Source organism: Thioclava dalianensis (assembly GCF_000715505.1).
GTDB lineage: Bacteria > Pseudomonadota > Alphaproteobacteria > Rhodobacterales > Rhodobacteraceae > Thioclava > Thioclava dalianensis.
The window spans coordinates 16,928-41,612 of the sequence record NZ_JHEH01000014.1; the positions used below are offsets into that span (position 1 = coordinate 16,928).

20 protein-coding genes, 1 tRNA gene and 1 pseudogene are annotated in these 24,685 nt (G+C 62.5%); 6 read left to right on the forward strand and 16 right to left on the reverse strand.

What is annotated here, in order from left to right; genetic code table 11:
• Nucleotides 1-5: 5 nt before the first annotated feature.
• From DL1_RS11995 to DL1_RS12025, 7 genes are all read right to left on the reverse strand, one after another.
• Complete coding sequence (locus DL1_RS11995; RefSeq protein ID WP_051693516.1) at nucleotides 6-1,232, reverse strand: efflux RND transporter periplasmic adaptor subunit; 1,227 nt, start codon at nucleotides 1,230-1,232, stop codon at nucleotides 6-8.
• A gap of 201 nt (nucleotides 1,233-1,433) precedes the next feature.
• On the reverse strand, nucleotides 1,434-3,401 hold the full coding sequence (locus DL1_RS12000) for a bifunctional 2',3'-cyclic-nucleotide 2'-phosphodiesterase/3'-nucleotidase (protein WP_038066487.1): 1,968 nt from the start codon (nucleotides 3,399-3,401) through the stop codon (nucleotides 1,434-1,436).
• A 147-nt stretch (nucleotides 3,402-3,548) separates the two neighbouring features.
• Nucleotides 3,549-4,565, reverse strand: a complete 1,017-nt coding sequence (locus tag DL1_RS12005) for an ABC transporter ATP-binding protein (RefSeq protein WP_074854840.1) — start codon at nucleotides 4,563-4,565, stop codon at nucleotides 3,549-3,551.
• A complete protein-coding gene (locus DL1_RS12010) occupies nucleotides 4,562-5,536 on the reverse strand; it encodes an oligopeptide/dipeptide ABC transporter ATP-binding protein (protein ID WP_038066488.1) in 975 nt (324 codons plus the stop codon). The genes DL1_RS12005 and DL1_RS12010 overlap by 4 nt, the downstream gene beginning before the upstream one ends.
• A gap of 1 nt (nucleotide 5,537) precedes the next feature.
• Nucleotides 5,538-6,440, reverse strand: a complete 903-nt coding sequence (locus DL1_RS12015; protein WP_038066633.1) for an ABC transporter permease subunit — start codon at nucleotides 6,438-6,440, stop codon at nucleotides 5,538-5,540.
• A 23-nt stretch (nucleotides 6,441-6,463) separates the two neighbouring features.
• A complete protein-coding gene (gene oppB / locus DL1_RS12020) occupies nucleotides 6,464-7,387 on the reverse strand; it encodes an oligopeptide ABC transporter permease OppB (protein WP_038066489.1) in 924 nt (307 codons plus the stop codon).
• Between the two features lie 64 nt (nucleotides 7,388-7,451).
• Nucleotides 7,452-9,071, reverse strand: coding sequence for a peptide ABC transporter substrate-binding protein (locus DL1_RS12025; protein ID WP_051693518.1), 1,620 nt, complete (start codon nucleotides 9,069-9,071; stop codon nucleotides 7,452-7,454).
• A 577-nt stretch (nucleotides 9,072-9,648) separates the two neighbouring features.
• On the opposite strand from DL1_RS12025, the pseudogene DL1_RS21610 reads away from it, so the two are divergent.
• A pseudogene (locus DL1_RS21610) lies at nucleotides 9,649-9,780 on the forward strand (DapH/DapD/GlmU-related protein); the annotation flags it as partial.
• A 337-nt stretch (nucleotides 9,781-10,117) separates the two neighbouring features.
• The gene (locus tag DL1_RS12040; RefSeq protein WP_038066494.1) at nucleotides 10,118-11,230 is read left to right on the forward strand and encodes a zinc-binding dehydrogenase; all 1,113 of its coding nucleotides are present in this window, start codon (nucleotides 10,118-10,120) and stop codon (nucleotides 11,228-11,230) included.
• Between the two features lie 28 nt (nucleotides 11,231-11,258).
• On the opposite strand, the gene DL1_RS12045 is transcribed toward DL1_RS12040, so the two are convergent.
• Nucleotides 11,259-11,942, reverse strand: coding sequence for an SDR family oxidoreductase (locus DL1_RS12045; RefSeq protein WP_038066497.1), 684 nt, complete (start codon nucleotides 11,940-11,942; stop codon nucleotides 11,259-11,261).
• 66 nt (nucleotides 11,943-12,008) lie between these two features.
• On the reverse strand, nucleotides 12,009-12,692 hold the full coding sequence (locus DL1_RS12050; RefSeq protein WP_038066498.1) for a type 1 glutamine amidotransferase domain-containing protein: 684 nt from the start codon (nucleotides 12,690-12,692) through the stop codon (nucleotides 12,009-12,011).
• Nucleotides 12,693-12,835: 143 nt separating this feature from the next.
• On the opposite strand from DL1_RS12050, the gene DL1_RS12055 reads away from it, so the two are divergent.
• Entirely contained in the window at nucleotides 12,836-13,744 is a 909-nt protein-coding gene (locus DL1_RS12055) for a LysR family transcriptional regulator (protein ID WP_038066499.1), read from the forward strand.
• A 37-nt stretch (nucleotides 13,745-13,781) separates the two neighbouring features.
• Here the strand turns inward: DL1_RS12055 and DL1_RS12060 are convergent, their stop codons facing one another.
• From DL1_RS12060 to lsrA, 5 genes are all read right to left on the reverse strand, one after another.
• Entirely contained in the window at nucleotides 13,782-15,023 is a 1,242-nt protein-coding gene (locus DL1_RS12060; RefSeq protein ID WP_038066503.1) for a class II aldolase/adducin family protein, read from the reverse strand.
• A 70-nt stretch (nucleotides 15,024-15,093) separates the two neighbouring features.
• A complete protein-coding gene (gene lsrB / locus DL1_RS12065; RefSeq protein WP_038066505.1) occupies nucleotides 15,094-16,113 on the reverse strand; it encodes an autoinducer 2 ABC transporter substrate-binding protein LsrB in 1,020 nt (339 codons plus the stop codon).
• Nucleotides 16,114-16,148: 35 nt separating this feature from the next.
• Nucleotides 16,149-17,132, reverse strand: coding sequence for an ABC transporter permease subunit (locus DL1_RS12070; RefSeq protein ID WP_038066508.1), 984 nt, complete (start codon nucleotides 17,130-17,132; stop codon nucleotides 16,149-16,151).
• Nucleotides 17,129-18,139, reverse strand: a complete 1,011-nt coding sequence (locus DL1_RS12075; RefSeq protein WP_038066511.1) for an ABC transporter permease subunit — start codon at nucleotides 18,137-18,139, stop codon at nucleotides 17,129-17,131. Before DL1_RS12075 ends, DL1_RS12070 begins: the two co-directional genes overlap by 4 nt.
• Nucleotides 18,132-19,607 carry an autoinducer 2 ABC transporter ATP-binding protein LsrA gene (gene lsrA / locus DL1_RS12080; protein WP_038066513.1) on the reverse strand — a complete coding sequence of 492 codons (1,476 nt, stop codon included), beginning with the start codon at nucleotides 19,605-19,607 and terminating at the stop codon, nucleotides 18,132-18,134. Before lsrA ends, DL1_RS12075 begins: the two co-directional genes overlap by 8 nt.
• A gap of 204 nt (nucleotides 19,608-19,811) precedes the next feature.
• On the opposite strand from lsrA, the gene DL1_RS12085 reads away from it, so the two are divergent.
• The 3 genes from DL1_RS12085 to DL1_RS12095 are packed head-to-tail and all read left to right on the forward strand — an operon-like array spanning nucleotide 19,812 to nucleotide 22,612.
• On the forward strand, nucleotides 19,812-20,750 hold the full coding sequence (locus tag DL1_RS12085) for a sugar-binding transcriptional regulator (RefSeq protein ID WP_038066516.1): 939 nt from the start codon (nucleotides 19,812-19,814) through the stop codon (nucleotides 20,748-20,750).
• A gap of 1 nt (nucleotide 20,751) precedes the next feature.
• Nucleotides 20,752-22,281 (forward strand): autoinducer-2 kinase, encoded by a 1,530-nt coding sequence (gene lsrK, locus DL1_RS12090; RefSeq protein ID WP_038066518.1) that lies wholly within the window; start codon nucleotides 20,752-20,754, stop codon nucleotides 22,279-22,281.
• A gap of 22 nt (nucleotides 22,282-22,303) precedes the next feature.
• Complete coding sequence (locus DL1_RS12095; protein ID WP_038066520.1) at nucleotides 22,304-22,612, forward strand: antibiotic biosynthesis monooxygenase; 309 nt, start codon at nucleotides 22,304-22,306, stop codon at nucleotides 22,610-22,612.
• Between the two features lie 294 nt (nucleotides 22,613-22,906).
• Here the strand turns inward: DL1_RS12095 and DL1_RS12100 are convergent.
• Both DL1_RS12100 and DL1_RS12105 read right to left on the reverse strand, forming a co-directional pair.
• Nucleotides 22,907-22,983, reverse strand: a tRNA-Arg gene (locus tag DL1_RS12100).
• Between the two features lie 97 nt (nucleotides 22,984-23,080).
• The gene (locus DL1_RS12105) at nucleotides 23,081-24,505 is read right to left on the reverse strand and encodes a sensor histidine kinase (protein WP_038066523.1); all 1,425 of its coding nucleotides are present in this window, start codon (nucleotides 24,503-24,505) and stop codon (nucleotides 23,081-23,083) included.
• Between the last annotated feature and the right edge of the window lie 180 nt (nucleotides 24,506-24,685).

Sequence of the window (24,685 nt, forward strand, 5' to 3'; positions counted from 1 at the left end):
GCGCTTCACTCGCTCTTCTGCGGCTTGGCGGCACTGGCGGCCTGCCCGCCCCCGGCTGCGGCATCCGCCTGCGGCTTCACGTCTTCGACGACGCCCTGATCGTTGATCGTCACCGGAACGGTCTTGATATCGGCGTCATCGCGCAAATCCTTCAACCCATCGAGGATCAGCGCATCGCCGCTTTGGATTCCATCGGTCACGATCCATGCATTCTTATAGGTGCCCGCCGAGGTCAGCACGACCTGGTGCGCCTTGCCATCGGTTGCGACAAAGGCCGTGAGCGCGCCATCGCCGCCGCGCGAGGTCGCGCCTTGCGGCACCAAAATCGCCTGCGTCTCTCCCAGCGTCAGGGTCACGCGCAGGAATTGACCGGGCAGGATCATCCGGTTGGGATTGTCGAACTGAAAGCGGAAATCGACCGAACCGGTCGTTGCCGACACCGTCGCGCCGGGGCTGATCAGGGTGCCGGTGCCATCATATTGCTCCCCGGTCTCCAGCTGCACGGAGGCCTTGATCTGCGAGCCCGGTTTCAGCGTGCCCTGACGGATGCGCTGGCGGACCTTCATGATCCGGGCCGCACTTTCGCTGACATCGACATAGATTGGGTCAAGCCGCGTCACCGTGGTCAGCGCATCGGCCTGATTTGAGGTGACCAGCGAGCCCACCGAAACCGTCGCGACATCGGGAATCCCGTCAATCGGCGAGCGGATGACGGTGCGGTCGAGATTGAGCTGGGCGGTCTGCAAATCGGCCTTGGCGGTCAGAAGCGAGGCCTTGGCTTTCGCAAGCGTCACCTCTGCCGTCTCCAGATCGCTGATCGACACAGAGGTGGACTCGAGCTTCTTGTAGCGGTCGACCTGCGCCTGCGCGGCCTCGACATTGGCCTGCGCGCTGGCCTGCTCGGCCTCGGCGGCACTCAGCGAGGCCTGATAGGTGTCATCATCGATGTGAAACAGCGGATCGCCCGTCGCGACCTTATGGCCCGCCCGATAGTCGATCGACTTGATCAGACCATCGACGCGAGGGCGGATATCGGTCTGCTCAAACGCCACGGCACGCCCCGGCAAGGTGACCTCATAGGGCACGGCCTCGGTCTTGACCGTCATCACGCCCACTTCGGTCGGGCCGCCGCGCGCGCCGCCACGCATGCCCTGCGCCTGCGCCTGAGCCCCAAACAGTCCCAGCGCCAGCAGCAGCGCGAGAACGCGCCCTTGTCCCAACTCCGACATCATCCCTGAAATCCTCTGTCCCGATAGTCCTGCCGGACGGGACGACCCGTTCCGGACACCGTAAGGTCTTTCTACGCGGAAAGACGCGTTTTCCGACGGCGAAAATTATCTGCAGGCCGCGCGCCGTCTCGCCCGAAAGCCGCAGGCGCATCATGCAAAAAGAAGGGGCGCAAAGCACCCCTTCTTTTATTGTTTTACGGCCTCTTAGAGCGAAATACGGTAGCGCGCAAAGCCGCCCTCGCCGCCTGTGACCGGCTCAATATCGAGCCCGCGCGACTTCACGTCTTCGAGATAGGTCTGCGCCTTGGGCCCGGTCTCGAACAAGACCGTCGTGCCCTTCGCGGGCGCAAAGCTCCAATTCGCATCGGCCTGCGGGCTGACCGTGCCTTTGTCGTGGATGTAGCGCACGATCACGTCGCGGTTGGTGTCGGGGGCGCGGTAGAGCACAGTCGATCCATCGGCACCGGGGAAATTCCCGCCGCCCCCTGCGCGGTAATTGTTCGTAGCAATCACGAACTCGGCCTTGGGGTCGATCGGCTTGCCCTCGAATTGCAGATCGACAATCCGGTTCGTCTCGGGGTTCACAACGGCCCCGTCCTTGTCGAATTTCGCAGGCTGCGTGATGTCGATCTTATAGGTCACCCCGTCGATCACATCGAAATTGTAGCTCGGGAAATCCGGATTGAGCAGGAGCGCATCGCTTGATCCGGCAGGAACATGGTTGAACATGCCCGCCGAACGCTCCAACCAGTCTTTGACCTGCGCGCCCGTCACCTTCACCGCCTGAAGCGTGTTGGGATAAAGGTAGAGATCGGCCACGTTCTTGATCGCCAAAGGCCCTTTGGGCACATCGGTATAGTAATCCGGGCCGCCGCGCCCGCCCGCCTTGAACGGCGCCGCCGCCGACAGAAGCGGCAGCTTGCCCTCGGGCGTATCCTCAAGCAGCTTCTTCACATACCAAAGCTGCGCATTCGACACGATCTGCACGGACGGGTCATCAGCCACCAGCGCGAAATAGGAATACAGCGGGGCGGAGGTCTCACCGACTTTCGCGCGCACATATTTCAGCGTCGCCTCATGGACCTGATCGCTCGAATGCAGGACCGGTGCGTAATCGGTGGTCAGCGCGGTGATCGAGCGATCCTCGCCGCGCTTGAAGATCGGACGAATCTCGGAGCTGTGGGTCGCGATTTTCCAGGCGTTGCCGTCATGCTCGAGCATCAGGTCGATCAGGCCCATATGGTTGCCCCAGAACCCGGCCTGCACGGCGGGCTTGCCCATCAAAGTGCCCTTGTCATTGTCGATGCCGGGGCCTTCGAAATCCTTGCCGGGGAAGTTCAGGTGCTGGTGGCCGGTGATCACGACATCGATCCCCTCCACGCCCGCAAGATAGAGGGCTGCATTCTCCATGCCCTCGCTTTGGCCGCCCGCGTCGATCCCGGTATGGGCGAGCGCCACGACGATATCGGCCCCCTCTTCGCGCATCTGCGGCACCCAAGCCGCGCCGGCCTGCACGATATCACGGGTGTTGTACTTGCCCTCCAGATGACCTCGGTCCCATTCCATGATCTGCGGCGGCACAAAGCCGATCACGCCGACCTTGATGGGCAGCTTGTTGCCCGCGCCATCGGTCAACTCGCGGTCGAGAATGATATAAGGGTCGAGATAGAGATCATCCTCGCGCGGGCTGGCGCCCAGCTTATGGGCGAAGTTGGCGCAAACCAGCGGGTAGCCCGCCTTCGCATTGACCAGCCCGAGGAAATCCATGCCGTAGTTAAACTCGTGGTTGCCCAGCGTCCCGCAATCATAGCCCAGCACGTTCATCGCCGCGATCACCGGATGGGTATCGCCCTCTTTCATCCCCTTGGAATAGGCGATGTAATCGGCCATCGGATTGCCCTGCATGTAATCGCCATTGTCGAATGTCATGGTGTTCGTGGCCTCGGCCCGCACCCCCTCGATCAAATTGGCGGTGCGCGAGAGACCCACCGTGTCGACGGGCTTGTCGGCATAGTAGTCATAGGGCCGGATATGGCAGTGAAGATCGGTCGTGCACAGCAGACGCAAATGCGCCTGACCAGCGGCTGCGCTGGCGGAAAACGGATGAACCATCACCAGCCCACTTGCGGCGGTGCTGGTCAGTAGAAACTGACGACGGGACAAAATCGACATGGGAAAACCTCCGAGAGACTGGCGCCTTGCTCAGGCGCTCTATCGGAGGAACGTAACAGCGTTTTGACTCTTTGGACAAACCACGTCTGAGCCAGATGCGCACATCCGCGTGAGCGGGCGATGTGGCCACCGCCCGCGCCGCAATTTTCAGCTTTCCGCCAGCACCGCTTGCAGCTCTGGCGCGGGTCCGGGATGGTGGCAGAACACGGCGCGCCCCTCGACCTGCTCGGTGGGCGGCGTGCTGGCACATAGCTCGGTCGCACGCGGGCAACGGTTGCGCAGCGGGCAACCCGATGGCGGGTTGAGTGGGCTGGGCAGATCGCCCTCAAGCGCGATGAGCTTCTTGCGCCGCTCGACTTCCGGATCGGGGATCGGGACCGCCGACAGCAGGGCCTGCGTATAGGGATGCTGGGGCGCTGCAAACAGCTTCTCAGTCGGGCCCGCCTCCATCATCCGGCCAAGATACAGCACCATCACCTCGTCGCAGACATGGCGCACGACGCTGAGATCGTGGGCGATGAAGATGATCGTCAGACCCAGATCGCGGCGCAGATCTTCCAGCAGGGCAATCACCTGAGCCTGAATCGACACATCGAGCGCCGAGACCGGCTCGTCGCAGATCAGAAGCTTCGGCTCGACAACCAGCGCGCGGGCAATGCCGATGCGCTGACATTGGCCCCCCGAGAACTCATGCGGGTAGCGATTGATCTGGTTGGGCAGCAAGCCCACCTTCTGCATCACCTCGCGCACTTTCTCCTTGCGCTCGCGCCCGCCCATTTTCGGGCGATGCGTGCGCAAGGGCTCGGCGATGATCTCGCCGACCGTCATGCGCGGATCGAGCGAGGCCAGCGGATCTTGGAAGATCATCTGAATATCCGAGCGGTATTTCAGCATCTGGCGCGGGTTGAGCGGCAAGAGATCGGTCTGCCCCTGCCAGATCACCTCGCCCTCGGCGGGCAGCATCCGGATCAGCGCGCGCGCCAGTGTGGACTTCCCGCACCCGGATTCGCCCACGATCCCCAGCGTCTTGCCCTGCTCCAGCGCGAAACTCACACCATTGACCGCGCGCAGCTTCGGCGGCTCCTGCCATGGCAGATCCGAGCCGCGGCGGATTTCGAAAGTCACCCGCAGGTCGCGGGCTTCGATCAGAGCGGTGCCCATCATGCAGCCTCCTCGATGAAATCGACCGAACGGTGACAGGCCCGCAGCCGGCCATCGGCAAACCCTTCGAGCGGCGGCATCGTCCTGTGGCAGATATCCTCGACGAAATCGCAGCGCGGGCAGAACGGGCAGCCCGTGGGCGCGCCGGTCATGTTGGGCGGATTGCCCCGGATCGGGGTCATCTTGCTGTCGTGGTCAAGCCGCGGCAGCGCGGCCAGAAGTCCGCGCGTATAGGGATGGGTGGGCTGCGCAAAAAGCGGATCGATGGGCGATTGCTCCATCACCTGCCCGCCATACATGACGATTGCGCGCTCGCAAAAGCCCGCCACAACACCCAGATCATGGGTGATCAGCACCGTGGCCATGCCCAGTTCGCGGCGCAGATCGCCCAGCAGATCCATGATCTGCGCCTGCACCGTCACATCGAGCGCGGTGGTGGGCTCATCCGCGATCAGCACATCGGGTTTGCACAACAGCGCCATCGCGATCATCACGCGCTGGCGCATCCCGCCCGAAAACTCATGCGGGAAAAGCCGCACCCGGTTTTTCGCGTCGGGGATCTTCACCGCATCCAGCATGCTCACCGCTTGCGCAATCGCGTCACGCTTGGAGAGCCCCTTATGCAGCATCAGCGTCTCGGCCATCTGATCCGAGATCCGCATATAGGGATTGAGCGCAGTCATCGGATCTTGAAACACCATCGCGATCCGGTCGGCGCGGATCTTGTTGAGCGCGCTCTCGGGCAGGTTGAGGATCTCGCGCCCATCAAAGCGGACCGATCCCGACGCCTTGCCGTTCGGCGCCAGCAGGCCGAGGATCGAGAAGCTGAGCTGGGATTTGCCCGAGCCAGACTCCCCCACGATGCCCAGTGCCTCGCCCTTTTCCAGCGCGAAGCTCACCCCGTTGACGGCATGCACCTCGCCCTCTTGCGTGTCAAAGCGCACATTCAGGTCTGTTACGTCCAGCAATGCCATATCAGCGCTCCTTCGGGTCGAGCGCATCGCGCAGCCCGTCCCCTACGAAATAGAAACCAAACAAGGTGATGATGAAGAAGAAGAGCGGAAACGCCAATTGCCAAAGCGTGCCGTAATTCATCGTCCCCGCCCCTTCCGAGATCAGCGCGCCAAGCGACGTCATGGGTTCTTGCACGCCCAGCCCGAGGAAAGAGATGAAGCTCTCGGTCAGGATCATCAGCGGCACCAGCAGCGTCGCAAAGACGACCACGACTCCCACGAGGTTGGGCAGGATATGGCGGCGGATGATCGTGGCGCTCGGCACCCCGATGGCGCGTGCGGCCTCGACATATTCGCGGTTCTTCAGCGTGAGCGTCTGGCCCCGCACGATCCGCGCCATCTCAAGCCACGAGATCAGCCCGACCCCTACGAACAGCATCCCGATCGAGCGCCCGTAGATCACCAGCAGCAAGATCAGAACGAACATGTAGGGGATCGCCAGAAGGATATCGACCAGTCGCATCATGAAGCCGTCGATCCGGCCGCCGAAATAGCCCGCAATCGCGCCGTAAAGCGTGCCCACGGTGACGGCGATCATCGTCCCGATCACCCCGACCAGCAGCGAGATCTGCGTGCCCTGCACCGTGCGCGCGAAGAGATCGCGGCCCAGATCGTCAGCGCCGAAATAGTGCCCGTCGGCAAAGGACGGCGCAGAGGCCACCCGGTCGCCCATCACGTTGTAATCGATGTCGGAATTGTTCCAAGCCGCCAGCCAGTTGCCAAACAGCGCAAACGCCACGACGAAGATCAACAGGCACAACCCGAAGATCGCCGCCTTGTTCTGGAAGAACCGCCGCCGCGCATTTGCCCAAAGCGACCGGCCCGCCACGTCTTCGCGCGATGTTGCTTCGGCCAGAGAGGCCATCTTGCGTTCATCTATGACCATGATCAGTACCGGATTTTTGGGTCGATCCATCCGTAGATGATATCGACGACAAGGTTGAAGAAGATGGTCAGCGTGCCCAGCAGGATCGTGATCCCCATCATCACCGCGTAGTCGCGATTGAGCGCGCTATCGACAAAGCTTTTGCCGATGCCGCCGGTGGTGAAATAGACATCCACGATCACCGAGCCGGTGATCATCGAGACAAAGGCCGGTCCAAGATAGGAGATCACCGGCAACAGCGCAGGCTTGAGCGCGTGGCGCAGGATGATCTTGCGCGACGGCAGCCCCTTGGCGCGTGCGGTGCGGATATGGTTCGAGCTGAGCACTTCGAGCATCGAGGAGCGCGTGATCCGCGCAATCGACGCCATATACGAGGTCGAGAGAGCCACGACCGGCATGATCCAGAACCGCGGATCGTCAAAGCTCCAGCCGCCACCGGGCAACCAGTGCAGCGTCAGTGTGAAGATCAACACGAGGATCGGCGCCATCACGAAATTCGGCAGCACCTGCGCGCCAATCGAGATCCCGACGGCGATATAGTCAAGCAGCGTGTTGCGCTTGATCGCGGCGGTCACGCCCAGCGAAACCCCCACCAGCACTGCGGCGATGAAGCTGAGAAACCCGTAGGTCAGCGTCACGGGGAAGCCTTGGGCGATGATGTCATTGACCGAGCGGTCCTTATAGGTGAACGACGGCCCGAAATCGAAATGGGCAATGATGCCCCAGAGATAGGTCACGATCTGGCGCCAGAGCGGCTGATCGAGCCCGTATTTCGCATTAAGATTGGCAAGAACTTCCGGCGGCACCTGGCGCTCGGATGTGAAAGGGCCACCGGGCGCTGCATGCATAAGCATGAAACTCGCGACGATGAGCACCAGCAGCGTCGGAATGGCAATCGCCAGACGCTTGAGAATATAAACGATCATGCGGATATCCCGAAATGGCTTAGGCGGGCCACCAAAGGTGACCCGCCCGGGCTGTCAGCGCAGCTTATTGCGCCGTGCGGTACATGTTCTTCGCGTACCAATTGAGCTGAACGTTATCGAAGGGATAGCCCTTGATATGCGCGTTCAGAAGCATCGGCAGCGAATAGGCATAGATCGGCGCGAGCGGCATGTCCTGTGCGAGGATCTGCTCGGCCTTGGTGTAATCCGCTTCCGGATCTGCCGCCGTTTTGGAGTCTTTCATCAGCTTGTCATACTCGGCGTTCTTCCACTGACCCGAGTTCTGATCGGACCACGAGGTGTTCACGTCGAGATAGGTCGAGGCCTCGTTATAGTCGGCACACCAAGCGGTACGGGCCACGTCGAAGTCATGCTGCGTGTTGAGCTTGTCGAGATAGACCTTCCACTCGAAATTCTCGAGCGTCGCATCCACACCGATCTGTTTCCAGAACTGCTGCACCGCAATCGCGATCTTCTTGTGATCGGAAGAGGTGTTGTACATGATCCGCAGCTTGAGCGGGTGATCGGGGCCGTAGCCTGCCTCTTTGAGAAGCTCCTTGGCCTTGTCGGTCCGCTCTTTGTCGGTCCAATCCGCATAGGCGATATTGGGGGCTTTGAAGCCAGCGGTCGCCCAATGGGTCCAGCTATAGGCCGGTTTCTGACCGCCCTTGAGGATCTTGTCGATGATCACGTTGCGATTGATCGCATAGGACAGCGCCTGTCGCACTTTCACGTCCTTGAGCGCTTCGGGGCCGTTCGGCCCGACATTGAAGCGATAGGCGTAAACGCAGGAGCGCGGCGGAGCATGCGCCTGATCAGGATACTCTTTCTTGAGGCGCGGATACTGCCCGGCCGGGGTCTGAACGAAGTCCAGCTCGCCCGCCTGATAGCGCGTCAGAGCTTGGTTGAGATCCTGAATCGGGATGAACTTCAGATCGGTCAGCGTCGTGTTCGCCGCATCCCAATACTTGTCGTTCTTAGTCATCTCGATGCTTTCACCGATCTTCCAGCTTTTCAGCGTGTAAGCCCCGTTCGACACCATGTTTTCCGGCTTGGTCCAGTCGGAACCGTATTTCTCCACCACCTTCTCGGGCACCGGGAAGGTCGAGGACAGCACCAGCATCTGGCGGAAGTACGGGATCGGCGTTTCCAGCGTGACCTGCAAGGTGTGGTCATCCAGCGCCTTCACACCCAGATCGGTGACCGGCTTGTCGCCTTGGATCACGTCATGGGCGTTCTTGACCTGCATCAGCTCGATATACCAAGCGTATTCCGAGGCGGTCTTGGGATCGGCTAGGCGACGCCACGCATAGACGAAGTCCTGCGCCGTGACCGGATCGCCGTTCGACCAGTTCTCGTCGCGCAGATGGAACGTATAGGTCAGCTTGTCGTCGGAGACCTCAAAGCTCTTGGCCATCGCGGGCACGAGATTGCCGTGATCGTCTTGCTGATAAAGCCCGTCGAACATCTGCTGGAGGACGTCATTGCCGTCCTTGGACGTGCTCAGATCGGGATCGAGCGTTTTGAGGTCGTCCTGCAACCAGTAGGTGAATGTCTGGTTGGCGGCCAGTTTCGTACCGGGCGGCACATGGTCGGATTGAGCGAGCGCGGGCGCTGCACTGCTCAGGCAAAGCGCCAAGGCAGAAATGGTGGCAAAATACTTCAAGGATAGACCTCCGTGTTTCCGGGTTCACATCCGCATCTTTTTCGGCAGTTTCGCACGGCGCGGATGGCCCTGTTTCTTGTTTGAAGCCGCAATCAAAGGCAACGCGGCACGCGAGCGCAAGAATGACGCAGCGGTGGTCACGACGATGTGAGAGGCGATTGCCAAAACGCCATGGACTTTTCGCGAAACTTGCGCAAAAGCCGCGCCCACCGCAACGAACGAACGCAGGGAACATCCGCAGCCCATCTCGCCTCTCCGGCACGCCGCAAGAGAGCCCCCAAGATTCGACGAATGCCCCGCAATCCTGCCCTCGACGTCAAGCAGGCTGCCCCGGACCGCCCGGTCTCCTTAAAGTAGATCGAGGGCCACCGAGCGGACGCGTCAGGCGATCCTCCGACTTGCCACAGCGGATCGCCGAGAGTCTCTCTCCCTACGTTGAACACGGCAAAGACCAGATGAAATCTGCAGACCGAACTCTCTGAATACAGCCCCGCGCCAAAGCTCGGGGCATCCGCGTGCCGCCCATCTGCGGTCACGCCCAGTTTGTAGATCCGCAGACATCCCGATCATTCAGAGGTTTCGTCCCGCCGGGGACACGGTCATCGGACATGATGTCTGGATTGGGTCGGAAGCCATCATCATGCCGGGCGTGAAAGTCGGGGATGGTGCCATCCTCGGGACGCGCGCCTTGGTGACGCGCGATGCCGATATTGACCAGCGGCGATATCGAAGCGCTACACACGCATTGGCGCACGCAGATCCGCACAGCCTGAACCCAAGCGCTCGCCATCCGGCTTTTGGCGCCCGCCCAATCAAGGCGGGGTGGGCGCGCGAGGTGCAGGCCGAGGCTGCATGACCCGGACGCCGGATCACAACCGATCCGGCACGCCAAACGCTCCGCGCCGTGGCGTCACCGCCCGCGCTTTATGGTCGTTTTGAGCGCGGGCGGCCCTATCTGAGAGCGCAGCAGCCATCGGGTCAAAAGTGCGCTCGCACCCGGCCCCGATGGCAGAGCTTCACAGCGATACCGAGATCAGGAGATCGACATGGCAACCACCGGCAAACAACTGTTCACGACGCTGGAGGCAGACGGCACGCTCACCGTCGCCCTTGAGGACGTCAGCTTCCCCGACCCGACTGGCAATCAGGTGCTGGTGAAAATGGAAGCGGCGCCGATCAACCCGTCGGATCTCGCCATCCTCGTGGGGGCCGCCGACATGGAGAACGCGACCTATTCGCCCGGCAAATTCGTGGCCACTGTGCCCGAACCCTACAATGCGGGCTCAAAGGCGCGTCATGGGCTCAAGCTGCCCGCAGGCAATGAGGGCGCGGGCACGGTGATTGCGACCGGCGACAGCGACGCGGCCAAAGCTTTGATGGGCCAGCGCGTCTCTTGCGTGCCGGGCAATGCCTATAGCCAATATTGCACCGCCGATGCGGGCATGTGCCTGCCGCTGGGCGATCATAGCACTGAAGAAGGGGCGAGCAGTTTCGTCAACCCAATGACCGCGCTGGGATTTGCCGAGAATGCGAAAATGGACGGGCAGGACGCGATCCTGCACACGGTCGGGGCATCGAACCTTGGCCAGATGCTGACCCGCATCTGCCAAGAAGACGGCCTCGGTCTGGTGAATATCGTGCGCAAGGACGATCAGGTCGAACTGCTCAAGAAGATCGGCGCCACTCATGTCGTCAACTCGTCGCAGGATGACTTCATGGCGCAACTCACTGCTGCGATTGACGATACCGGCGCGTTCTACGGCTTCGATCCGATCGGCGGCGGCACCTCGGTCGACACGGCCTTCAAGGCGATGGAGCGCGTCGCCGTGAGCCGGATGTCCGAGTATTCGCGCTACGGCTCAAACCAGCCCAAGCGGATGTTCATCTACGGACGGCTCGACACTGGCGCGACCACGCTCTCTCCGAGCTACGGATTTGGCTGGACGCTTTCGGGCTGGCTGCTGTTCCCGTTCCTGCAATCGGCCGGGGCAGAAACTGTCGCGCGGATGCGCAAGCGCGTGCGCGACAATCTCACGACCACCTTCGCCAGCCACTATAAGAAACGCGTCAATCTTGAAGAGATGCTGACCAAAGAGGCCGTGAGTGATTACCGGACCATGAAGACGGGCGAGAAATACCTCGTCACGCCTTGGTCGTGATCGCCACGCCGAGGCGGCCCTGATCGGATCAGGGCTGCTTCGGTTTTGGATAGACCGGCAGATGCGGGATCAACACGTATTCGGGCTGCTCGATCGCGAAGAGGAACGCCCGCGCCACATCTTCAGGGCGCAGCGCATCGGGTTTCGCCTCATCAAAGAAGGGCGTGTCGACCATGCCCGGATGCAGACAGGTGACGCGCCCCCCGGCTGCGCCCAGTTCCTCGCCAAGATTGTCGGCATAGCCCCGGATGAACCATTTGGTTGCCGAATAGACCGAGCCCCACATCGGGCCTTGCGAGGCTTTGGAACCGGTCAGCACCATATGCCCTTTTGACGCGCGCAGATGCGGCAGGGTGAATTTCGCGGTATAGGTCACCGCAAGGCAATTCAGCTCGATCATCTCGCGCAGGCTCTCGACCGGGGCGGCCTCGGTCCCGCGCGCCGATGCGCCGACACCTGCATTGGCCAGCACCACGTCGAGCCGACCGTAATGTGCAACCGCACGCGCCACCATGCGCTCCTGCGCCTCGGGATCGGTCACATCGGTCGGCAGCGCCAGCGCGTTCTCAGCGCCCAGCTCCGTGACGAGCGCCTCCAGCTTATCGCTCGACCGCGCGGCCAAGGCGACCTTGTGGCCCGCCGCGACCGCATGGCGCGCGCAGCTCTCGCCGATGCCAGAGGAGGCACCGGTGATAAGAATGATTTTCGACATCTCAGCCTCTTTGAAAACAGTGTGAACGAAAAAAGCGCCCCCCGATCCGGGAGGCGCCCTGTGTCGTCAGCTCAGCAGAGCCAGCACTTTTTCCGCTGCCGCCTCAGAAGAGGCCGGGTTCTGGCCCGTCACCAGCCGCCCGTCGACCACCGCATGGGGCTGCCAGTCGCCCACGCTTTCAAACTGCGCGCCCAGCTCGCGCAGGCGGGTTTCCAGCAGGAAGGGCACGGCATCGGCAAGGCCCACGCCACGCTCCTCGCTGTCGGTGAAGGCCGAGACCTTGCGCCCTTTCACGATGGACACGCCATCTTTGTCCACGACCTTCGCGAAGGCCGCCGGACCGTGACAAACCGAGGCAACCACCTTGCCGCCATCCCAAGCAGCGCCAATCGCCTTGGCGGCGACATCGCTCTCGGCGAGGTCGTACATCGCGCCGTGACCGCCCGGAATATAAAGCGCGTCATAAGCGGTCACGTCCTCATCCTCGAGGCGGCCAGGGTTTGCCAAAAGCGCCGAGGCCACCGGATCTTCGCGGAAACGGGTGACAGATGCGGGCGCGTCATCGCCCGTCACATCCGAGTTCGGATCAATCGGGACCGGTTTGCCCGCGAGCGTGACGAGTTTGACCTCATGCCCGGCGTCAAGGAAGGCGTAATACGGAGTCGCCAGTTCCTCATACCAGACGCCTGTGGATTTGCCGGTGTCGCCGAGGGCCTGTGCCGCGGTCGAGAGAATAAGAATGCGTGCCATTTTTTGGCCTCCTTCATGTCTGCGGTTCAAGGCGTCTCCGGCCCTGTCTGTCTCGGGCCATCAACGCGTCTAGGCAAAGATAGGTTGCATTTAACAAACGAGAAATTGATGCAGGCCACGTCAGAAATCGATATATTGGATATATGACACCCGATATCTCGCTTCTGCGCGTGTTCCATGCCGTCATGGAAGAACGCAATGTCACCGCCGCAGCCCAGAGGCTCGGTCAATCCCAAAGTACCGTGAGCGCGGCGCTGTCGCGGCTGCGCGCGGTGCTGGGCGATGAGCTGTTTCTGCGCGCGCGCTACGGCGTGGAGCCGACCGAGAAGGCCCTTGAGATCGCGCCCGACATCGCCGCCGGGCTGGAGCGGCTGGAACAGGCCTTCCGCGCCGCCGAACCCTTTGACCCGGCACGCACCACGCGCCGCTTCCGGCTGTTGCTTGGCCCCTATGCCGAAATCGTGCTGGCCCCGGAACTGGCCGCCGCCTTCGCACAAGAGGCCCCGTCGGCACGCCTCGAAATCTCTCCCATCGGCCCGGATCTCGACCCGCGCGTCCTTGCGGGGCATGCGTTTGATCTGGCCGTCGGGCGGTTTCACGCACCGCCCGAAGATCTCGTGGTCTCAGAGCTGATCAATGACGGGTTTCGCTGCATCGTCGCGCCGCAGGCCTTGGCCGATGGCGCGCCGCTCGACCGCGCGCTCTATGAGACGCTCCCCCATGTCGTCATCGCCCCGCCCGGCAAATGGCGCACGGGGGTTTACAAGCGCACCGAGGCGACCGGGCTGCGCCGCAACACCACGGTCGAGGTCACGCATTTCCTGACAGCCGCCCCCACGGTCGCGCGTCTGGGCGGGATTGCCACGGTGCCCGCCCGGGTGGCCGCCATGACCGCAGGCCCCTATGGGCTGCGCAACCTGCCCGTTCCGATCGATCTTGGCACGTTTCCCAGCCAGATCGCGTGGCACCCCCATCTGCGCCGTGATCCGGGCCATGCTTGGCTGCGCGGGCTGATCGCAGGGCTCGCGGCCAGATTCACGGCAGCGGGCTAAGGCGGGCGGAGGCCCTCTCAAGGCGAGACGCGCGGTCTCAATTCTTCAGCTTGGCCTGTTCGAGCGACCAATATTCCATATCGAACAGCTCGCCCTCGGAGATCGGCGCGAACCGGCCGTAATCCTCCGCGGCATTCACGATGCGCGCCGTTTGCTCCAGCAGATCGCCCGCGATCCGCGACGCCTTGTCATTTGCGCCCAAACCGAACAGCCCCACCCCCGGCATAAGCACCACGCGCGGCGCGGGATCGAGCATGGTTTTCGGCTCCGAAGCATTGGGCGCGTTGCGCGCGAAATAGGCGGCGTAACGATCGGCATATTCGGCCAGCTTCCGCGTGATCGCGGCGGCATCATCGCCGGCCTCAAGGATCATCGGAAACGGCTTGATGCGGATCACATGGTCCGGGGTCGCAGTGCCGCGCATCGCCAGTTCCGCCAGATTTTCGCGCCCAAGATAGCGCCGGATTGCAGGCGTCGAGCGGAAATCGACCGCAGGCGCGGTGCCCAGCGCCCCTTGCGCGGCCAGTGCCTCGATCAGAGCTGCGGCAAGTTCTTCGGGCATCGGCGCGTCATTGGTCTGCGGGGCCTCGACCTCGATCCCTTTCGCCGCCAGAAACTCTTCGGCGGCGGTGACGAACTCAATCATCAGCTCATAGCTGTCGCGCGCGGTCTCCGCAAAGGTGAAAAGCCCGTGTTTCTCCAGCCAAAGCCCCTCGACCTTCGGATCGCGCGCGAGCGCATCATTACAGGCATGGCTGAGCGCGTAGCCGGGCATGACATAGGGCACGAAGCCGACCCGACCGCGATAGATCTCGCGCACCACCGGCTCCATATCCTCCTGATCGGCCAGCGCGAGGATGGCCGTGGCGTGGCTGTGATCGACGAAAGCCTGCGGCATATAGGCGTGCAGCAGCGCCTCAACAGAGGGGTTTGGCGCGGTCGGATCAAGAAGATGGCGGCGCAAAAAGGCGACCATCTCTTCGTCCGACATATGCGCAATCGCGCGGGTCTCCAGCAGCGGCTCCAGCCACATCGCAGGCAGCCCGGGCGCCTCGATATCGCCCAGATCCCAGCCCGAACCCTTCACATGGATGATCTGCTTGCCCGGCGCATCGGGGATCTTGACCGAGGTATTGCCCCCCCCGTGCAGCACCAGATCGGGATCCTGTCCGATCAGGCGCGAGCTATAGACCCGCAGGCCCAGCGCTGCGGGTTGTCCCGCCGCTTCGGCGGCCTCGGCGAATTTGCGGGCGTCGGCGTCATTCCAGCGCGATTGCATCAGCGGCTCCTCTCTCAACATATTTGCGAGGGCGCATCTCCACGCCCTCGCCAGATCACGTCACCAGAGATCAGAAATCGAAGTTGTCGATATTGTCCTTGGTGAAAACGGCACGCTCGGGCAGCAGGACGATGCCATTATCCTTGGCCTCGTAGTTGTAGCCCTGCACCGAGTTGGGCGAGACCTTCACCTCACCCACGCCGGGCACGTTCATCGTATCGCCAACCTGAAGCGGGCCGTCTTTCAGCACGTGATCGGCCACGGCCACCGAAATCGCGCCTTGCTTGGTCACGTCCCACAGGCCGAACCGCTTGACCGTGCCGCGCTTGACATAAGGGCGCATCACGTTGGGCGTCGAGAAGCCGACAATCGTCACCTTGCCCGCCTTACCAAGGTTTTCGGCGGCCTGAGCAGCTGCGGGCAGCGCATTGGCATCGGGCGCGATGATCGCATCGAGATCGGGATAGGCGCTCAGGATACCCTCAGCGGTCTGAAGCGATTTCTGCGCGTCATTATAGCCGTATTGCGTGGTCACGATCTCCCAGCCGGGATGCTCCTTGGCGATCTTTTCCTTGGCCGCCGCGACCCATGCATTCTGATCGGTCACCGTGGGCGAAGAATAGAAGAAGGCGACCTTGGCCTTATCCTTGCCCTTCAGACCATCCGAGGCCATGTCCACCAGCATGCCGCCCAGCTGCGCCGGCGTGCCTTGGTTGATGTAGTAGGAGCGACATTCCGGGTTCACATCCGAGTCCCAAGTCATCACCAGAACGCCGCGTGCCATTGCCTGCTTGAGCGCCGGGCAGAGACCATCAGGCGAGACTGCGGCAACGATCACGGCCTTATAGCCCTGATTAACGAAGTTATTCACGAACTGAACCTGCCCCGAAACGCTGGGCTCGGTCGGGCCGTCATAGGTGACTTTGTCGCCAAGCTTCTTGCCCATCTCGACGGCCCCCTTGCCGCCCGATGTGAAGTAGCCCACCCCGACAAGCTTCGGAATGAAGGCGATATCCGCGGCCGAGGCCGAATTGGCCATCAGCATCCCCGCCGCAAGGGTGCTCATCATCCATTTGGTCGTTTTACGCATTTCAGTTCTCCTCCTCTGAACTCTTTGGGCGCGCGTCATTCTGACGGACGCGGCCGCACCGGAATGAACTCGCGCAGCAAGGGCGCCCCGTGGCGCATTGCGACGACGACAACCAGCAGCGCTCCGGACAACGCGCTGGAAACCTGACTGGGAACTCCGCTCATCTGCAGGCCCTGCTGCAGATAGCCGATGATAAACGTGGCGATGATGGTGCCGATCACCGAGCCCTGACCGCCATAGATCGACGCCCCACCAAGGACGGCTGCCGTGATCGCGGGCAAAAGCGTGGCCTTGCCCAGATCCACCCGTGCCGAGCCGAAATAGGCCGAGAGCAGAAGCCCTGCCAGTGCAGCGGCGAGCCCGGTGATCACATAGGTCAGCATCTGAACCCGCGCGACGGGCATCCCCGCATGGCGGGCGGCGGATTCGTTCTGGCCGATCTGGAACACCAGCCGCCCGAAGCGCGTGACATGCAACAAAACCAGCATCACCAGTGAGAAGGAGAGGAACACGAAAAGCGGCATCGGCAGGCCGAAGATCATCTGATAGCCAAGCCCGGTGAACGCAGCCGGAAAGCCGCCGATCCCGTCAAAGCCATTCGCGCCGACCACGCCCGAGAGCACAGTTGCCGCCCCCGAGAACATGTAAAGCCCGCCCAGCGTGACCACGAGCGGTTGCAACCGCGTCAGCCGGATAATCGTTGCGTTGAGCAGCCCCGCCAGCGCGCCCGTCGCAAACCCGACGCCCAGCGAGACGGCCAGCGGCATGCCGAAGAAATTCGCGATCCCGAACGTGATTGCGCAAAGACCAACCGTGGAGGCAAAGCTCACATCGATCCCGCCTGCGATGATCACCAGCGTGAGCGGCACTGCCACGATACCCACCTGGACGAAATCCGAGGTGCCATAGAGCAGTGAGCCGAGATTGAGAAAGCGCGGGTTAATTGCTCCGAAGACCGCCAGTTCAAGAACCAGAATGCCGAGCAAAAGGACTTCCCACCGCATCATGAGACGCTTCATGCCGCTTCCTCCAGATCACGGGATTTCGATGGCTGCGTTCCGCCTCGGCGGTAGCGCGCGGCCCGATCTCGGGCCTCGAGCGCAATCCGTAACCGACCGTCGATCAGCAGCACCGCAAGCAACATCGCGCCGCCGATAAGGTCGTTCCAATAGGCCGGGATCTTGAGGAAGACGAGCGCGGTGTCGATCGAGGTGAAGAAGATCACGCCGATCACCACCCCCGCCACTGAGCCGACCCCGCCCAACAGGCTGATACCGCCTAACACAAGCGCCGCGATCGCTCGCAGTTCCAAGCCAGAGCCCGCCTGATTGGGCACAAACCCGATCTGCGCCGCAAAGGCGATGCCCGCGATTGCATACATCAAACCTGCCCAGACGAAGGCGAAGAACTCGATTCGGCGCACCGGCAGGCCCAGATGGCGCGCGGCCTCCCGGTTGTCGCCCACCGCAAAGATCCAGCGTCCGCGCCGTGTCCGCAGCACCAGCCAGACCACGACGATCACGGCCAATGCCACGATCCCGATTGCCGACAGTCCAAAGAAACCTTTATCCGCGAGGTCTTTGACGCCCTGCGGCAGCTCCTCGATCCACTCGCCGCCCGTGGCGATCAGCATCACGCCCCGGAACAGGCCAAGCGTGCCAAGCGTCGCCACGATAGAGGGCACACCGAGCAACGCCACGAGCCCGCCATTGAGCGCGCCTGCCGCAGCGCCCGCGCCAAGCGCCGCCGCGATCCCGACCGGCAGCGGCGCCCCGGCATTCACCGTCAGCCCAAGCGTCACCGCAGAGAGGCCAAGCACCGACCCGCCCGAGACATCGATATTGCGCGTAAGGATCACCGGGAAGATCCCGAGTGCCACGAGCATGAGCACCAGACCGTTCGACCAGATGATCGACGCCGTGCGCGCCGACAAAAAGCCGGGTGCGGCCATGCCGACCAAAAGCAACACGATCACGGTCACAAGAAACAACGTCGCGACTCGTTCGCGGGCGATCCGTTCAAGCATGGGCGGCCTCCTTGGATTCGAAGGCGAGCTGCGCGATCTCGTCCGTGCTGCTGCCGCCCGCAAGCGCACCAACGAGATGCCCGCCCGCCATCACCGCGATCCGGTCGGACAGGCGCACGACCTCGTCGAAATCGGACGAGATCAGCAACACCGCCGTGCCCGCATCGGCAAGCTGTTCGATCAATTCGTAAATATCGTTGCGCGCGCCGACATCGACACCGCGCGTGGGCTCGTCGAGGATCAAAACCCGTGGCTTGGCCGCGAGACATTTCGACAGCAGCACCTTTTGCTGGTTGCCGCCGGAGAGACTACGCACCGGCTGATCCGCCGTCTCGCATTTGATGCCAAGCGTCTTGCGATAGCCCTCAAACCGCGCCCGCTCCGCGCTGGGACGCAGCACGAAGGGCAACAGGTAATGAACGAGCGACGAGGTATTCCAGAAAAGGGGCGCATCGAGGAACAGCCCGTATTGCTGCCGATCCTCCGACAGGATCACGACATTCTGGCGCACGGCCTCGCGCGGCGTGCGGGCCAGAAAGGGCCGCCCCTCCAGCGCGATCTTTCCGCCAGCGCGCGGCCGCAGCCCGACAAGCGTTTCGGCCAGCTCGGTGCGCCCTGCCCCGACCACACCGGTCAAGCCCAGCACCTCTCCATGATGCAGATCGAAGGAGATATCGACGAAGCCTTCGCCGCAGAGCCCTGTGACCTCAAGCGTCTTGCGCTCGGCCCGGGCGCGGTCGGCGCGCCGCTCACGCAGGGCTCCGACGCCGGGGCTCATCGCGGCCAGGATCTCGGCATCGCCGCTCTCTGACATCTTGGCGCTATGCATCACATAGCCGTCACGCAGCACGGTGATCCGGTCACTGACCGCGCGCAGCTCGTGCAGCTTATGGGAAATGAAGACAAGACCATGGCCCGTTTCGCGCAAGGCCCGCATCCGCTCGAACAGCGTCTCTACCTCATGCGGCGTCAGCGCCGAGGTCGGCTCGTCGAGGATCAACACTTTCGCCTCGCGCACGAGACCCCGCAGAATCTCGACGACCTGACGGTCGGCGATCTCGAGCGTCGAGGCCTTGGCATCAGGCGAGAGCGCCACGCCCAGCTCTGCGATCAGATCACGGATACGGGTGCGATAGGCCTCCGCCCGGCGTGGCAGGCCGATGCAGATATTCTCGAGAACGCTTTGATTTGGGAAGATATGCGCCTCTTGCGGCACCAGATAGAGCCCCATCGCCTGCGCCTGAGCGGGCGTTGCCGGAGACAGCGGCGCCCCGCCAATCGAGACGCGCCCGGCACTGGGCGCGATCAGACCGGCAAGGATCTTCATCAAGGTGGATTTGCCAGCCCCATTGCCGCCCAGAAGCGCATGAACCTCTCCGGCACGCACCTCGAAATCCACGCCCTTGAGCACAGGCACGTTGCCGTAGCTTTTCGAAACCCGGCCAAGCTCTGCGAGCACAGATGTCATAGCGTCTCCTTCGCCCAGCACCCCAAATCCAGATTGTTCATCTGTTTTACGTAAAAACATCTGTTCACCTGGAATGCGTCCTGTCAACATTTTTTAGCTCATTTTTTACGCTGCATCGCGGCAAAATTGAGCGGTTGACTTGTTCAAATGATTTTGTAACGAGTTATTTGAACAGTGACTGACTGCCTCGGAGGATCGATCACCATGGAAGAGCTTGCGTTGAATGAAGCGGACGACGCCCTGCTCGCGCGGGTCGCTTGGCTGTATTACAATGACGGCCTGACGCAGAGCGAAGTCGGCCATCAACTCAACCTCTCGCGGATCAAAGTGTCGCGGCTGCTCGATGCGGGGCGCGCCTCCGGGCTGATCGAGGTGCGGATCAATTCGCGCCAGCAGGGCTGCCTCGAGATCGAGACGCGGCTGCAAGAGCGGTTCCGCCTCAAGGATTGCCGCGTGATCCCCGACAGCACCGGCGCAGATATCGACGCACGGATCGGGCAGGCCGCGGCGACCTTCCTGATGCAGAAACTCAATCCGGGCGACAGCCTCGCGGTTGGCTGGGGCGCGACCGTATCCAACGCGATCCGCGTGCTCGGCCATGTCGTGCATGAGCGCCGCATCGAGCTGTTTTCCCTGACCGGCGGCGTGCAGACCTATGTGCAGGGGATGCGCGAGGCGCATTGGGATCGCACCCCCAACATCATCCCCGCGCCGCTCGTCGTCTCAACCCCGGAACTGGCCGCCGCCCTGCTGCGCGAGCCTGCGATCTCGTCGCTGCTCAATCAGGCGATTGCAGCGGATTACAAGCTCGTAGGGATCGGCGGCATCTCAGAGCAAGCGACCGTCGTGTCGCAAGGCTACATCACCGCGGGCGAGATCGAGCCCTTGCGCCGCAGCGGTGCGCGCGGCGATGTGCTGTGCCGGTTCTACGACCGGACCGGGCAGGACATGGAACTGCCACTGCATGAGCGCGTGATCGGCGTCGACCTCGTCCAATTGCGCGATTGCGAGCAGGTGATCGGCGCGGCGGGCGGGCCGAACAAGGTGACCCCGATCCTCGCCGCGTTGCGCGGCCAAATTCTCGATATTCTGGTGACAGATGAGGCAACTGCGCTGTCCCTTCTCGATGCCGCGGAGGACTGATATGCGCTATTTCCTCGCTTTTGATGCCGGAACCGGGAGCGGACGCGCCGTCCTCTTCGACGAGACCGGCGCCGAGATCGCAACCGCCGGACAGGAATGGTGGCACGCAAGCGATCCACGCTATCCCGGATCGATGGATTTCGACACGCAAGGCAATTGGACAGCCCTGGCGCGCTGCTGCCGCGAAGTGATCACCAAATCGGGTGTCGACCCCAAGGCCATCGTCTCGGTCAGCGCCACTTCGATGCGCGAAGCCTTCGTGCTTCATGATGAGAGCGGTGCGGAAATCTGGGCCTGCGCGAATGTCGATGCGCGCGCCGATGCCGAGGTCCGCGAACTCAAGCGGGACTATCCGGGGCTGGAGGAAGACATCTATGCGCGCTCGGGCCAGACCTACGCGCTTGGCGCCCTGCCCCGGCTGATCTGGCTGCGCCGCCACATGCCGCAGATTCTGGAGCGGACGCGGGCGCTGACGATGCTCTCGGATTGGGTGCTGTATCGGCTCTCGGGAGAGCTGACCTCCGAGCCCTCAAATGCCGGGACAACCGGGCTGATCGGACTTGCCGATCGCCGGGTGCTGGCCGATGCGATGGACAAACTGGGGCTGCGCTCCGATATCTTCCCGCGCAGCGTGGTGACGGGCGAATGCGTGGGCACCGTAACCGAAGCTGCAGCCGAGCAGACCGGACTTGCGCCGGGCACGCTGGTTGTGGCGGGTGGTGGGGATTGCCAGATCGGCGGGCTGGGGCTGGGCATCGTTGAGGATGGCGATTGCGCGGTGCTGGGCGGGACGTTCTGGCAGCAGGTGGTCAATGTGCCGCTGACCCTCACCGATCCCAGCATGAAGCTGCGGATCAACCCGCATGTGGTCCCTCACCTCAATCAGGCCGAGGCGATCAGCTTTTTCACCGGAGCCGCGATGCGCTGGTTCCGCGATGCCTTCGGGCAAGGCCGGGGCTATTCCGAGCTGGAAGCCGCTTCGAAAGACATACCGCCCGGCGCGCATGGGATCATCCCGATCCTGTCCGATGTGATGCGCTACAACGAGTGGATTCACGCAGCACCGTCGCTGCTGAATCTCTCGCTCGATCCCGAGAAATCCGGCCCCGCCGCGATCTTCCGCGCGCTTCAGGAAAACGCGGCAATCGTTGCGCATCGCAACCTTGAGGCCGTGTTTGACCTGACCGGCCAGCGCCCGGCGCGCATCGTCTTTGCCGGGGGCGCGTCGAAATCCCCGCATTGGTCGCAGATCCTTGCGGATGTGACAGGCCTTCCGGTCGTGACCTCCAAGGTCAAGGAAGCCACCGCATTGGGTTGTGCTGCAGCCGCTGCCACCGGAGCGGGCCAATTCGGCTCGCTGATGGAAGCGGGGGCTGCATGGTCTTGCATCGAGGATAAATACGAACCGAACCGCGCCTTGCGCGATCTCTACGACGCAGCAGGCACACGCTGGGCGCGCGCCTATGCCGCGCAACGCGAATTGGTTGCCGAGAGCGTGACCCAATCCATGTGGCGTGCACCGGGCACGTAAGACAAAATGAGAGGATTTCTGAATGCTGATTCAACTGGTGAATATCAAAGTGCAGCCGGGCACCCGCGAGACGTTTCTCGAAGCCTTCAAGATCAATTGCGACGGCACCCGCGAAGAGCCGGGCAATCTGCGCTTCGACCTGCTGCACGACCCCGAGGACGCGAATAATTTCTTCGTCTATGAAATCTTCAAAAGCGATGACGCGCTCGAAGATCATCGCAAGACCGCCCATTATCAGAAATGCGTGGCCATGATCGATCCGATCACCATCGGCGGTCGCTCGAAGACCTATTTCGAGCCGGTCCTGGTGCAGGGCGTCGCGCAGGACTAACTCCGAGACCCGACGGCCAAGCCACGCGAAGCGCCGCGACGATGTCAAACCCGATATCGTCGCGCAAGCGCGCGCGCATCTCCCCTCACGCCGCTTCTGCGGGCCGCTCGACGCACAGCCGCGAGACGGCCCTTGTCGCGTTGGATAATGGCAGGGCGGCGCAAAACGTAGGGGGAGCTGAGGCGCGACCAGTCCGCCCTTTGCGACCTTTCACAGCTGCGTCCGGCGCGCTGTCGCAATCACGACTGACCCAAACAGATCAACGCTGTCCGCCGCATCATAGAAAGAAGGAAATGGCGGACCCGGAGCGATTCGAACGCCCGACCCCTTGATTCGTAGTCAAGTGCTCTATCCAGCTGAGCTACGGGTCCGTTGGGGGCGATTTAGCGGGCGTGGCGGGGCGTTGCAAGGGCAAAAACCCGCGAATTCCGAAAATCGTCGGGAAATGTCGCTCTGGGCGCGGCGCGCTCAATCCTCGTGGGGGGGATGCTTGTCCGTGCTGCACAGCAGACCCTCGGCGGAGGGCAGAAACAGCCGGAACTCGGTCCCCGTCTCATCGGTCCGCACAAGATCCAGACGACCTCCGTGACCGCGGATCAGCTCGGCGGCGATGGCCAGACCCAGCCCGGTCCCACCGCGCCGCACACCGCCGGAGAAAGGCTTGAAGAGATGCTCGCGAGCCCGCTCGGGCAGGCCCGGCCCTGTGTCCTGCACCCGGATCCACCAGCCTTCTACGGTTTCCCCCGCTCCGACCTCGATCGTGCCGGGCTTGCCGGTGGCCTCGATCGCCTGACGCGCATTGCGCACAAGATTGTTGAGTACGCGGTAGAGCTGCTCGCGATCCGCCCGAATCACGAGATTCGGCGGTACATCGGCGAGCAGATCGACCAGCGGGTTCTCTGCCGGGTGCTCCTCATTCTCAAGCACCTCCTGCGCCAGCTCCGCCAGCATGAAGCGTGACAGCGTCGGCGGCGGCTCCTCGGCCTTGCCGAAGGCGAGCGTGGTCTCACACAGGTTGATCGCGCGCTCGATGGAGCCGGTCAGCTTGGGCGCCGCCCGTTTCACGCCGGGATCGTCCGAGCTTTCCATGCGATCCGCGAAAAGCTGCGCGGTCGTGAGGATATTACGCAGATCGTGGCTGATCTTGGCCACCGCTTGCCCAAGCTGGGCCAAGCGCTCTTTCTGGCGCAGCGAGGCAGTGAGCTGCTTTTGCATCGAGGCCAGCGCCTCTTCGGCCACGCGCAACTCTTCCACGCTCGCCTCGGGCGAAATGATGCGCCGCGCATCCTCGGGCGCCTCGGCGTAAGACGCCATATGCGCCACCAGCCGCTTGATCGGCACCACCATCAGGCGGCGCACCAAGAAGAACAACAATAGCGCCGTGATCACCGAGAACACCGCCGAGATCGACAGCAGCCGCAGCCCGTATTCGACCATCGCAATGCGCATCGGCTCTGTGGCCAGCGTCACCTCGATCACGATCCCACCCTGCTGCACGGGTTCGCCCAAAACCCGGATCACATTGTTATCCGAATCAAAGAGCGCATGGACTGCGTCTCGTATCCGAGTCCACTCGGTCGAATTGCGCAGATCATAGGTTTCGGTGACCGGCGAGGGAATCGGGGAGGACAGAACAAGCTGGCGCACGGCATTGCGCCGCAACACAACGTTGAACACACCTGCGTTCGACAGCAGTTCTTTTTCCAGATTGGGCTCGATCGTGGTGTTGGTGGTCAGCAGCGCAAGCGACGCGATCTGCGCACGCTCAAGGCGCGTGAGCAGGTAATCCTCGCGGAAATTTGCCAAGCCGGGCAGCAGAATCAATGCCTCCGCCAGCACGACAAACACCGTCGTCAGGATGAGAAAACGCCCGGAAAGTGTATTTACCGCCATCCGCCTATCACTTGTACAAGCCCCCAAGGCCACCAGTTCTATGCATCTTTACGCCTCACACTGCCGGTGACGCAACCGCAAGCGCCCGGAGGCGAAATTAAGCGCCTCTCGCAAAACGCAAAACCCCGTGACGCATCACGTTTTGACCCGCAGACGCAAAAAGGCAAAAAAAAGCATCCG